This is a genomic window from Nocardia sp. NPDC004604, assembly GCF_040609795.1.
Classification (GTDB): Bacteria; Actinomycetota; Actinomycetes; order Mycobacteriales; family Mycobacteriaceae; genus Nocardia.
In genome coordinates this window covers 57,081-68,568 of the sequence record NZ_JBEXLC010000031.1, presented here as the reverse complement: position 1 = coordinate 68,568, position 11,488 = coordinate 57,081, and the positions used below count along the sequence as shown (strand labels likewise).

Genomic DNA, 11,488 nt, shown 5'->3' with positions numbered 1-11,488 from the left:
TCGGCTTCCACACCACCTTCCTGGTGCAGCACTGGCTGGGTGCGGAGGGTATGCCGCGTCGTTATGCCGACTACCTGCCCAGCGACGGATTCACCACGCTGAATACCATTTCCACGATCGGCGCCTTCATCCTCGGCGCGTCGATGCTGCCGTTCATCTGGAACGTCTTCAAGAGCTACCGCTACGGTGAGGTCGTCACCGTGGACGATCCGTGGGGTTACGGCAACTCCCTGGAGTGGGCCACCTCCTGCCCGCCGCCGCGGCACAACTTCTACGAGCTGCCGCGGATCCGTTCCGAGCGTCCTGCTTTCGAGCTGCACTACCCGCATATGGTCGAGCGGATGCGGGCCGAGGCGCATGTGGGCTGGGGCTCGGGCAAACATGCCACCGAGGTGCACGAAGGCGCCTTGGCAAAGCACTAGCATTTTCGATCGCCGAGTGTGCACCTGCTGGTCATCAGCGGGTGCACACTCGTTTGTGCAGCAGTACATCGACCGAAGTGTTGCGACATCGGGGTCCAGCACAGCAACGGCAAACGACTAGCTTGGAGCACCTCAGTTGGCCGACACCACCGTCCTCGTCACCGTCACCGGACCCGACCGGCCCGGTGTGACGTCTGTGCTGCTCGCGGCCATGTCGCGACACCAAGTGAGCCTGCTGGATGTGGAGCAGGTGGTCATCCGCGGCCGATTGACCCTCGGCGTGCTGGTCACCTGCCCGAGTGACCCCGAGGCGCTGCAGGACGAGCTCGAAGAGGCGATGAACACCGTCGGCATGCACGTCGACGTCGAGGTCGACGCGCAGATCGGCAGGCAGCCGATGTCCACCCACGCGGTGGTCATCCTGGGCGCCCCGGTGACCGCGCGGGCATTCAGTGCGGTCTCGCGTCAGCTCGCCACGCTCGGCGCCAATATCGACACCATTCGCGGTATCGCCGACTATCCGGTGACCGGCATGGAACTCTTGGTCACCGCGACCGATACCGGACCCGATTCGGATGCGCGGCTGCGCACGGCGCTGGCCGAGGTCGCGGTCGCCGAACAGGTGGATGTCGCGGTGGAGCGGGCCGGGCTGGCCCGGCGGGCCAAGCGGCTGATCGTCTTCGACGTGGACTCGACCCTGATCCAGGGTGAGGTCATCGAGATGTTGGCCGCACACGCGGGGGTGGAGGATCAGGTCCGCGAGGTCACCGAGGCGGCCATGCGCGGCGAAATCGACTTCGCCGAGTCACTGCGCCAGCGGGTGGCCACCCTGGCGGGGCTGGACGAGTCGGTGATCGAGGAGGTCGCCGACCGGATCGAGCTGACCCCGGGCGCGCGCACCACGATTCGGACGCTGCGGCGCATCGGATTCCGATGTGGCGTGGTGTCGGGCGGATTCCGTCAGGTGATCGAACCGCTCGCGCACGAACTGGAGCTGGACTTCGTCCAGGCCAACACCCTCGAGGTCGCGGACGGCAAGCTGACCGGCCGCGTGGTCGGCGAGATCGTCGACCGGGCGTTCAAGGCCACGGCGCTGCGGAAGTTCGCGGCCGAGGCCGGGGTGCCGATGGAGCAGACCGTGGCCGTCGGCGACGGTGCCAATGACATCGACATGCTCAATGCCGCCGGACTCGGCGTCGCCTTCAACGCCAAGCCGGCGCTGCGCGAGGTCGCCGACGCGGCCCTGTCCCACCCCTATCTCGACGCGGTGCTGTTCATCCTCGGCGTGACCCGCGATGAGGTGGAAGCCGCTGACGCGCGTGACGGCGGCATCCGCCGCGTGCCGCTCATCGACAGCTGAGTCGGGAATGCGGCGGGCCTCTCGAAGCTTGCACTCGAGTGCGTCCGGTCATGGGAGGCCGGTGTCGAGCCCGCACAGCAGTTTTCGTTGACGATCGAGGTGGAATTGATGTCGAGTATCCCGGACAGCGCCGCCGGACTGCGGGACGGTGGTTCCGCGGAGCCCGAATTGTCCACGGACATAGAGGGTTTCCGCATCCGGCACGCGGAACTCGCCCGCGGTTACGGCGGCCTCGGCGATCCCGAGGATCCCGCATCGGTACAAGCCATGCAGATGGTGCTGCACATTCCCAAGGCCGATCCGCCGCGGCGCAGTGCGCTGCTGGAGGCCGCGGCGGCGGCCACGGTGGCGCTGTGCCTGGACGAGCGGGTCGGGCCCGATGGGGAGTGGGCGCAGCGATTCCTGAACTGGAAGCGGTCGCGGATCCGCAAGGTGGCGCGGCGGGCGCGCGGCGCGCAATGGCTGGCCGCCAATGATGTCGACGGGGTGACCGTCGAGGTGGACGGTGCGCAGGCGCGGGCATTTGTGCCGGGACCGGTGGGCGCGGTCGATCCGCGGATCAAGCGATTGCAGATCAACGGCACCGACTTGGAGCACGACGATCCCGGGCCGGTGGATCCCGAACTGCCGGTGCTGTGGGTGAATGCGAAGCTCGGCATGACGCTCGGCAAGGCTGCCGCGCAGGTCGGTCACGCCAGCATGTTGCTCGCCGGTGCGCTGCCGGTGGACCAGGCCCGGTTGTGGTCGGAGCGGGAATTCCGTTGCGCGGTACGCGAATCCACACCGGAACACTGGGCGACGCTGTGCGAGAAGGTATCTCGCGGCAATGCGGTCGCGGTGCGCGATGCGGGTTTCACCGAGGTCGCGCCCGGCTCGATAACTGTGATTGCGGTACCCGGACAATCGGGACAATACTGACGCCCCATCGATGAACCCCGGTGAATTCGCCTACTACACGATTCACATTCCAGGCCCGACCAACGAATTCATTTCGTAGATATTTCGATGTTCGGCATCGGGGGGATTCACCCAGGGCTGATCTGGGTACATTCGACGCAACAGGACCGCCCGCACGCTACTCGCTGGAGGCCATGATCATGACGACACTATTGGTGATACTCGCCGTTTGGGTCGGGTGCTCGATGCCACTGGCACTGATCGTCGCGCGGATGTTCCGCTCCACCGATGAGCCGCCGAACAATCCACCCGGTGCGGTACGCGCGCGGTCAGTTTCCCCCCGTCGTCGCGGTCGAATGATTCAATTCTGGCGGCCAGCATGGGCCGGTCGTACAAGCACCGCACATTTGAGCCAAGATGGAGCCCGTGCCACAACCGGATCCCGATCTGCTCATTGATTTCACCGACGTGACCATCCGACGCTCGGGTCACACCCTCGTCGGCCCGGTCACCTGGCAGGTCGAGCTCGACGAACGCTGGGTGGTCCTCGGACCGAACGGCGCGGGCAAGACCTCGCTGCTCCGCATGGCCGCCGCCGAAGTGCATCCGACCTCGGGCATTGCCCATCTGCTCGGTGAGGTGATCGGCAAAACCGATGTCAGCGAGCTGCGCCCGCGCATCGGATTGTCCTCGGCCGCGGTGGCCAGCCGGATTCCGCGCGACGAGAAGGTCAGCGATCTGGTGATCTCCGCTGGCTATGCGGTACTCGGCCGCTGGCGCGAACGCTACGACGATGTCGATACCGACCGTGCCATCGACATGCTGGAAAGCCTGGGTGCCGAACATCTTTCCGATCGCACCTACGGGACATTGTCCGAGGGCGAGCGCAAGCGAGTCCTCATCGCCCGCGCGATGATGACCGATCCGGAGCTGCTGCTGCTCGATGAGCCCGCTGCCGGTTTGGATCTGGGTGGGCGTGAGGAATTGGTGGAACGCCTCGGCGATCTGGCCGCGGATCCCGATTCGCCTGCAATGGTTCTGGTGACCCACCATGTCGAGGAGATTCCGCCGGGGTTCACCCATGGTCTGCTGCTGAACGAGGGCGCGGTCGTCGCGCAGGGTCTGCTGCCCGATGTGCTGACCGCCGAGAACCTCAGTGAGGCGTTCCGGCAGTCGATCGCGCTCGATCGCGTCGATGGTCGTTATTTCGCGCGTCGCGCGCGCCGGCTGGGGCGGCACCGGTCGCGCTGACGGTGGTGTGGATTACGCCGTAAAACAAGCGAGCGTTAGTGTGCAGTTGTGAGTGAGATGAACGCTGCTTCTCAGCCGGTACCGTCGCTTAAGGACGCGTCGACGGTGATGTTGGTGCGTGACGGCGCCGCCGGGCCCGAGGTGTTCCTGCAGCGCCGGGTCGGCGCCATGGCCTTCGCCGCCGGGATGACGGTATTCCCCGGCGGTGGCGTCGACCCCTCGGACGGGACCGCCGATATCGAGTGGGCCGGACCCGAACCTGCGTGGTGGGCCGAGAAATTCGGCACCACCGAACCGCGGGCCAAGGCGCTGGTCGCCGCCGCCGTGCGCGAAACCTTCGAGGAATGCGGTGTGCTGCTGGCCGGTCCGACCACCGATACCGTGGTCTCCGACACCACCGGCTACCACGACGCCAGGGGCAGGCTGGAGCGGCGCGAGCTATCCCTCGCGGCCTTCCTCGCCGAGGAGAAGCTGGTGCTGCGCGCGGACCTGCTACGGCCGTGGGCGAATTGGATCACCCCGGTCATCGAGCCGCGGCGCTATGACACCCGGTTCTTCGTCGCGGTGCTGCCGCAGGGGCAGCTGGCCGACGGTGCCACCTCCGAGGCGGCCGAGGTGCAGTGGCGCACCCCGGCAGACGCGCTGGCGCGCTGGCGCGCGGGCACCGACATTCTGCTGCCGCCGACCTGGGCACAGCTGGACGCCATCGGCGAATTCGGTTCCACCGTGGAAATTCTGGCAGTCGACAAGGTGATCGAACCGATCATGCCGGTGCTCTCCGGCCCCGACGGGCAACAGCTGCTCGACTTCCCGAACAACCAGCGGTACTTCGCCGATCTTCCGGATACCAGCAGGCTCAAGGGATCCGCGCGTCCGTGAGGCAGTAGGTTTCCTGCCATGGCCGAATTCGTCACCCTGGAGCTGCCCGAGGATCCCGCCCTGCGCGGCGTCGCTGTCCTCCGGATCGACCGCCCGCCGCTGAATCTGCTGAACGCGCAGGTGGTGCGGGAGGTGGCCGAGGCGGCCGCGATCGTCGCCGCGCATCCCGGGGTCGCGGCGCTGGTCGTCTACGGCGACGAGCGGGTCTTCTCGGCGGGTGACGATCTCGCCGAACTGTCCGGTCTCACCCGGGATCAGGCCGATGCGATGGCCGCCGATCTGCAGGCGGCGCTGGGCTGCCTGGCCACGGTGCCCCAGCCGACCGTCGCCGCGATCAGTGGCTACTGCCTCGGCGGCGGTCTGGAACTCGCCTTGGCCGCCGACCGGCGCATCATCGGCGACAACGTCAAACTCGGCCTGCCCCAGATCAAAGCGGGCCTCATTCCGCTCGCGGGCATCCGCCGTCTGTCGCTGCTGATCGGCCCCGGCCCCGCCAAGGATCTCGTCTACACCGGCCGCTTCGTGGGACCCGACGAGGCGCGCACCCTCGGCCTGGTCGACGAGGTCGTTGCCCCCGACGATGTCTACACCGCCGCCATGCGCTGGGCCCAGCAGTTCACCGACGGCCCCGCCCGAGCCCTCGCCGCCGCCAAATCGGTCTTCGAAGCAGGCCCACACGGCCTCGACCGCGCCCGCAGCGAATGGACCGCTCTCTTCGCCACCGAAGACCGCCGGATCGGCACCGAGTCCTACCTCGCCGACGGTCCGGGCTCGGCGGCGTTCGTCGGTCGCTGACAGGGGCCGAAGGGTCTTGTTCGCGCGCTTGGATGGCGTGGCGGCTTGATCTTGCTCAGACCGAATCGATATGTAGTTGTGTCCGGACAGTTCGGAATTGGGCCGTGTACTCGTCTTGGCGGCCTTCCGGGGACCTGGGGTGGCTGCAAGGGGCGGGGTGGGATCTGGTTGATCTGGGCGCCCGCGAGGACCATAAACGGGAACACGTTCCTGTCCGCCGGGCGGTGTTGGTGGTGTGGTGTTCGGTGGTCGTGCGGGCCGCTCGAGCCCCAGCTTGCCGACCGCATCCGGGGTTCCCGGCGGTGCGTGGGGAGATCATCGGGCGGGTTCAGAACCAGAACGAGTCCCGGGGGACGGGTGGCAATGTGAAATCAGGCCGTACTCACTGGTCCGCTGGAGACCTGCGGCGGCGGGTTGGCTAGGCTAGCCCACCATGACGGTCCACCCCGATGACCCGGCGCCGAACCCGCATGCCACCGAGGCCGAGGTCGAAGCTGCGCTGAAGGATACGAAGCTCGCCCAGGTGCTCTACCACGACTGGGAAGCCGAGACCTATGACGACAAATGGTCGATTTCCTATGACGAGCGCTGTATCGACTATGCCCGCGGCCGCTTCGACGCCGCGGTCGGTCCCGCGCCGCTGCCGTACGAGCGGGCGCTGGAACTGGGCTGTGGCACCGGCTTCTTCCTGCTGAACCTCATGCAGGGTGGCGTCGCGAAGTCCGGTTCGGTCACCGACCTGTCGCCGGGCATGGTGAAGGTCGCACTGCGCAATGCCGAGAACCTCGGACTCGATGTCGACGGCCGGGTCGCCGACGCCGAGACCATCCCGTACGACGACGACACCTTCGACCTCGTCGTCGGCCACGCGGTGCTGCACCACATCCCGGATGTGGAGTTGGCGCTCAAGGAGTGCCTGCGCGTACTCAAGCCGGGCGGGCGTTTCGTCTTCGCCGGTGAACCGACCACCGCGGGTAACTTCTACGCGCGCTGGCTCGGCCGCATCACCTGGAAGGTCACCACCACCGTGACCAAGCTGCCCGCACTGTCGGGGTGGCGGCGTCCGCAGGCCGAATTGGACGAATCCTCGCGCGCCGCGGCGCTGGAGGCGGTCGTCGACCTGCACACCTTCGATCCCAGCGAACTCGAGGCGATGGCCCGCCGCGCGGGTGCCGCCGAGGTCAAGGCGAGCACCGAGGAGTTCGCGGCGGCGCTGTGGGGCTGGCCGGTGCGCACCTTCGAGGCGGCCGTGCCGGATGAGAAGCTGACCATGGGCTACCGGATGGCGATGTACCGCGCGTGGCTGCGACTGAGCTGGCTGGACGAGAACGTCATGCGTCGGGTGGTGCCGCGTCAGTTCTTCTACAACGCCATGATCACCGGCGTGAAGCCGGGCTCTGCTGCCAAATAGTGGGCTATTCCTTCAGCCGCGAGGACGTCGCCTTCCTCGGCAGCGCGGCCGGTAATGCCGCGCTGGCCGAGGTGGACCGGCTGGAGCTGACCACTGCGACGCACCTGCGCGATCTGGAGCGGGTGCGTCGCGAGTTCGGCGCGTGGTCGGGCGCGCTGATCGAAACCGTGCGGCTGCGTCGTCGCGCAACGGCCAAGCTGGTCGACACCGCACGGTGGCTGTTCACCGACGACGCCCTGCAACAGGCAACCCCGACGCTGGTGGCGCGCCACCGCGCCGAAAAGCTGTCCGGGCGCAATGTGCACGACGTGACGTGCTCGATCGGTGCCGAGCTCGCCGAACTGAGCAGGACCTGTCCATCGGTAATCGGCAGCGATCTCGATGACGTGCGCCTGTCGATGGCCGCGCACAACCTCGCCGAATCCCGGAATGTCCTGCTGGCCAAGGCCGATGCGCTGGTCCCGTGCAGCACCGGCACCGTCGTCATCGCCGATCCGGCCCGCCGCGCGGACGGCCGCCGCACCCACGATCCGGCCAAACTGCAGCCCCCGCTGCCGGATCTGCTCGCCGCCTACCCCGGCCGCGATCTCGCCGTAAAGTGCGCTCCCGGACTGGATTTCGACCGCCTGGACTGGTCCGGCGAGATCGAGGTCGTCTCCCTCGACGGCGCGGTCCGCGAGGCCTGCCTGTGGTCGGCGGGTCTGTCCGAACCCGGCGTCACTCGTCGCGCCACCATCCTGTCCACCCGGGCCGAACCCGTCACCTTCACCGACGCCGACCCCGACGACATCCCCGAACGCGACCCGGGTGAGTGGATCATCGACCCCGACGGCGCCATCGTGCGCGCCGGTCTGGTCCGCCACTACGCCGCGAAACACGGCCTCTGGCAACTGGATCCGAAAATCGCCTACCTAACCGGCAATAGCGTCCCCGAGGGCGTCCGCGGCTTCCGCATCATCGACCGCCTCGACCTGCGCGAAAAAACCCTCCGCCAAGAACTCACCCGCCGCAACTGCGGCCCCCTGGAAATCCTCACCCGCGGCGTCGACATAGACCCCGACACCCTCCGCAAACGCCTGAAACCCCGAGGCACCCACCCCTACACCCTCATCCTCACCCGCCTGTCCCGCAGCACCGCCGCCTTCCTCTGCACCACCTGATCCCACGAGAATGCGCTGGTGCAGGACCGCTCTCGACGTTTGCCTGCCTCAGCGCATGATGATCGGATGTCCAGTGGTTACTGTTCGGGTTTGAAGGTGAAGATTTCGCCTATGCGGGTGGCGAGGACTACTTCGCCGTTGGCGCCTATGGCGGTGCCGGTGGTGGTGCCTTTGGCGTTGGGGAGGACGTCGGAGTCCAAGGTGGTGCCGGATTTGGTGTCGAAGGTGATGAGGTTGATGCCTTCGCCGATGGCGGCGGCGGTGTAGCCGGTGTCGCCAGCGGATTGGACGGGGGTGCCGCGCAGGGTGAGGTCCTTGCGCTCCCAGATGATCTCGGCGGCGTCGCCCTTATCGCGGAGGGCGAGCAGGTAGCCGTCGTCGCCGGAGGGGATGATCAGGCCGTCGCTGGAGACCGAAATGCCGCCGCGCGGAGCCCATTCCAGCGGCTGGACCCATTTGGTGCGACCGTCGGTGGCGTCGACCGCGATGAGGCGCTGGGTGTTGTCGCCGACGTAGACGGTGCGGCCGTCGGCGGACAGGGTGGGGCTGGTCGCGCTGCCCTCGGTGAGCATATCCGCGCTCCACTGCTGCTGGATCTTATTGTCGGCGTAGCGCAATGCGACGAGGGCGGCGGTCGGCTTGCCGGGCTTCCAGAGCGTGACGAAGAAGCGGCCGGTGGACGTATCGATCGGCGAGATATTGGCGACCGGGCACTGCGGTCCGCCGATGGTGCAGTCGTCGAGACCCTGACCCGACGCGGGGCGGGTGAGATCCGGGTAGTCCAGGAGATCGGGCTCGCCGAGCAGTTGGATGGTGGGGACGATGCGTCCGCCGGTCTGGCGGCTCAGTACGTCCACCTGACCGGACTGGGTGATCGTCAGGATATTCCCGTCGCCGGTGAACTGCGCCGAAACCGGCACGCCCGCAACGGGAGTCCGCCAGCGCGGCTGTCCGATCGAGTTGAACGCACTGAATCCGCCATCGTCGCCGACATATACGTTGGTGCCGCTGTCGACCACCGTCGGCGCCGAGATCGCATTCGGTCCGAGCGGATTGCAGAAGCGCTTGCGGCCGGTGGGCAGCTGCAGCGCGAGAATTGCGCAGTTGCCCGAGGTCACGGTGGTCACGTAGAGCTGTCCGTCCGGACCGAGGGTTACGCCCTGCTCGATCGGCCCACCGACCGGTCGGGACCAGCTCAGCGATAGCTTGCGCGATCCGGTGACCGGGCTGACGCCGGTATTGCGGCCGTCGTGGTGCGCGGACGTCCAGCCCTTGCCCGACCCGACGGTGATGTCATCGACATCGGTGCCGCAGCCCGCCAATGCCAGCGTGCCGACCGCGGCCAGCGCCGCCGCCGTCCGCAGCCTGGACAAGATCAGCCCGCGCGCCGGGTTGGCCAGTACGCCGCCGCTTCGCACCTGGTGCACTCCTGTCGTCATCGGCCGCTCGGACGAAACCAAAGTGTGTCGACCCCCGGTACACGCACCACTCAGCTGGAGTCGCCCGTGTGGAGGTTCGGGCCGCCGTCGGCGGCGCAGCAGTCACTGTACGGGAGGGCCATCCAACGGTGTACGGGTCCCGGCGGTGTTTTCTGAGCGAGTCGATACGCGGTGGGTGCGGCGGCCGCTCGATGGGGTGCAGACGCTGGCCGGACCCGGTCCGGCCGCGCCGGATAAGCTCAATCGATCGTGACCGGGTCGGGTCACGACCGAAGAACCACGACAGGAGATGACTTCGTGACGAGCATGTGGGGCGCACCGTTGCGCTCGCGGTGGCGTGGCTCGCGCCGCCGGGATCCGCAGCAGGCGCGATTTCTGACGCTGGCGTCGCTGCGCTGGGTGCTCGCGAACAAGGCGTACACGCCTTGGTATCTGGTGCGGTATTACCGGCTGTTCAAGTTCAAGGCGGCCAATCCGCATATCGTGCTGCGCGGCATGGTCTTCCTCGGCAAGCGCGTCGAGATCCACGCGACCCCTGAACTGGGCCGGATGGAGATCGGCCGCTGGGTGCATATCGGCGACGGCAATGCCATTCGCTGCCACGAGGGTTCGCTGCGCATCGGCGACAAGGTCGTATTCGGCAAGGACAACGTGGTCAACACCTATCTCGATATCGAGATCGGCGAGTCCACTCTGGTTGCGGACTGGTGCTACATCTGCGATTTCGACCATCGTATGGATGACATCACCATGCCGATCAAGGATCAGGGCATTGTGAAGAGTCCGGTCCGTATCGGTCCGGACACCTGGATCGCCGCCAAGGTGACCGTGCTGCGCGAAACCCGCGTCGGCCGCGGCTGTGTCCTCGGCGCGCACGCGGTGGTCAAGGGCGAGATTCCGGATTACAGCATTGCCGTTGGCGCACCGGCCAAGGTCGTCAAGAACCGCAAGGCGACCTGGGAGGCGGGCGCCGAGGAGCGCGCCAAATACATTGCCGCGCTGGAAGATATCGAACGCAAGAAGAACGGCGCCACCCAGTCGGCGTAATCGCCGCCGCGTCGTGCCGCTGTCACCGAGCCCCGGGACCCCATCCGGACCCGGGGCTCGGGCGATTTCGGACGCCGGACATACCGATTCGCGTCGGTGCGAGTCGGTACGGTCAGCGATATGAACAGGTACGCGGCGCTACTGCGCGGGATCATGCCCACCAACCCCAATATGAAGGGGGAGAAACTGCGCGGGGTGTTCGAGGGGCTCGGGTTCGAGCAGGTCGCGACGGTATTGGCCAGCGGCAATGTGGTCTTCCGCGGCGCGGACGGCGATATCGCGAAGTTGGAGGACCGCATTCAGGACGCGCTCAACAGCGAACTCGGGATCCCGGGCGGCACCATCGTGCGCACCTACGATGAGCTGCGCGACCTGCTCGATACCGACCCGTTCCCGGGCCTGACCCACGGCCGCGGAACCTACCTCATCGCGACCTTCTTCAAGCAGGATCCATCGAACGTCGCCAAGGAGCTGCGCAAGCACGCCGAACCGGGCGTCCAGATCGTCGGCTACGACTCCGCCGCCCGCGCCGTCCTCGCGGTCATCGATAACACCGAACCCCGCACCCCGGACTTCATGGCCTGGCTGGAGAAGACCTACGGCAAGGACATCACCACCCGCACCTGGCTGACCGTGCAGAAGATCGTCAAGAAGTTGGAGTCTTGAGCCTCGCGCCCAGTCCTCTGCGCGCCGCGTCCAGCAGCGCGGGATTCCGTGCGTGGCGCACTCCGTACCCGGCCCGCGGTTCCGCGGGCTGGGTCGTCCGGATCTTCATTGCGAAGCCTGTGCGTCACCGGCAAACGCCAAGAGTCCCAATGCCTTTGCGT

The 11,488-nt window shown here is 67.2% G+C and carries 10 protein-coding genes and 1 pseudogene; 10 read left to right on the top strand and 1 reads right to left on the bottom strand.

Going from position 1 to position 11,488, the window contains the following annotated elements:
• From ABZW16_RS14350 to ABZW16_RS14315, 8 genes and pseudogenes are all read left to right on the top strand, one after another.
• Nucleotides 1–422: pseudogene (locus ABZW16_RS14350) on the top strand (cytochrome ubiquinol oxidase subunit I); the annotation flags it as partial.
• Between the two features lie 136 nt (nucleotides 423–558).
• A complete protein-coding gene (gene serB, locus ABZW16_RS14345) occupies nucleotides 559–1,782 on the top strand; it encodes a phosphoserine phosphatase SerB (protein ID WP_354955824.1) in 1,224 nt (407 codons plus the stop codon).
• 108 nt (nucleotides 1,783–1,890) lie between these two features.
• Entirely contained in the window at nucleotides 1,891–2,700 is an 810-nt protein-coding gene (locus ABZW16_RS14340) for a peptidyl-tRNA hydrolase (protein WP_354955822.1), read from the top strand.
• Between the two features lie 396 nt (nucleotides 2,701–3,096).
• Nucleotides 3,097–3,930: an ABC transporter ATP-binding protein gene (locus ABZW16_RS14335; RefSeq protein WP_354955820.1), complete on the top strand. Its 834-nt coding sequence runs from the start codon at nucleotides 3,097–3,099 to the stop codon at nucleotides 3,928–3,930.
• Between the two features lie 57 nt (nucleotides 3,931–3,987).
• Nucleotides 3,988–4,809 carry an NUDIX hydrolase gene (locus ABZW16_RS14330; RefSeq protein WP_354955828.1) on the top strand — a complete coding sequence of 274 codons (822 nt, stop codon included), beginning with the start codon at nucleotides 3,988–3,990 and terminating at the stop codon, nucleotides 4,807–4,809.
• A gap of 18 nt (nucleotides 4,810–4,827) precedes the next feature.
• Entirely contained in the window at nucleotides 4,828–5,604 is a 777-nt protein-coding gene (locus ABZW16_RS14325; RefSeq protein ID WP_354955819.1) for an enoyl-CoA hydratase-related protein, read from the top strand.
• A gap of 433 nt (nucleotides 5,605–6,037) precedes the next feature.
• On the top strand, nucleotides 6,038–7,015 hold the full coding sequence (locus ABZW16_RS14320) for a class I SAM-dependent methyltransferase (protein ID WP_354955817.1): 978 nt from the start codon (nucleotides 6,038–6,040) through the stop codon (nucleotides 7,013–7,015).
• The gene (locus ABZW16_RS14315) at nucleotides 7,015–8,175 is read left to right on the top strand and encodes a class I SAM-dependent methyltransferase (protein ID WP_354955815.1); all 1,161 of its coding nucleotides are present in this window, start codon (nucleotides 7,015–7,017) and stop codon (nucleotides 8,173–8,175) included. Before ABZW16_RS14320 ends, ABZW16_RS14315 begins: the two co-directional genes overlap by 1 nt.
• 77 nt (nucleotides 8,176–8,252) lie before the next feature.
• On the opposite strand, the gene ABZW16_RS14310 is transcribed toward ABZW16_RS14315, so the two are convergent.
• Nucleotides 8,253–9,614: a PQQ-binding-like beta-propeller repeat protein gene (locus tag ABZW16_RS14310; protein ID WP_354955814.1), complete on the bottom strand. Its 1,362-nt coding sequence runs from the start codon at nucleotides 9,612–9,614 to the stop codon at nucleotides 8,253–8,255.
• Between the two features lie 297 nt (nucleotides 9,615–9,911).
• Here ABZW16_RS14310 and ABZW16_RS14305 point away from each other — a divergent pair, with 297 nt between their 5' ends.
• Nucleotides 9,912–10,661, top strand: coding sequence for an acyltransferase (locus ABZW16_RS14305; RefSeq protein WP_062984988.1), 750 nt, complete (start codon nucleotides 9,912–9,914; stop codon nucleotides 10,659–10,661).
• 120 nt (nucleotides 10,662–10,781) lie between these two features.
• The gene (locus tag ABZW16_RS14300; protein WP_354955811.1) at nucleotides 10,782–11,327 is read left to right on the top strand and encodes a DUF1697 domain-containing protein; all 546 of its coding nucleotides are present in this window, start codon (nucleotides 10,782–10,784) and stop codon (nucleotides 11,325–11,327) included.
• The last annotated feature ends 161 nt before the right edge of the window (nucleotides 11,328–11,488 follow it).

Bases quoted from the DNA above. Each gene is read 5' to 3' on its own strand.
- ABZW16_RS14340 (WP_354955822.1), top strand. From the start codon at position 1,891: ATGTCGAGTATCCCGGACAGCGCCGCCGGACTGCGGGACGGTGGTTCC.
- ABZW16_RS14335 (WP_354955820.1), top strand. From the start codon at position 3,097: ATGGAGCCCGTGCCACAACCGGATCCCGATCTGCTCATTGATTTCACC.
- ABZW16_RS14330 (WP_354955828.1), top strand. From the start codon at position 3,988: ATGAACGCTGCTTCTCAGCCGGTACCGTCGCTTAAGGACGCGTCGACG.
- ABZW16_RS14325 (WP_354955819.1), top strand. From the start codon at position 4,828: ATGGCCGAATTCGTCACCCTGGAGCTGCCCGAGGATCCCGCCCTGCGC.
- ABZW16_RS14320 (WP_354955817.1), top strand. From the start codon at position 6,038: ATGACGGTCCACCCCGATGACCCGGCGCCGAACCCGCATGCCACCGAG.
- ABZW16_RS14310 (WP_354955814.1), bottom strand. From the start codon at position 9,614: ATGACGACAGGAGTGCACCAGGTGCGAAGCGGCGGCGTACTGGCCAAC.
- ABZW16_RS14300 (WP_354955811.1), top strand. From the start codon at position 10,782: ATGAACAGGTACGCGGCGCTACTGCGCGGGATCATGCCCACCAACCCC.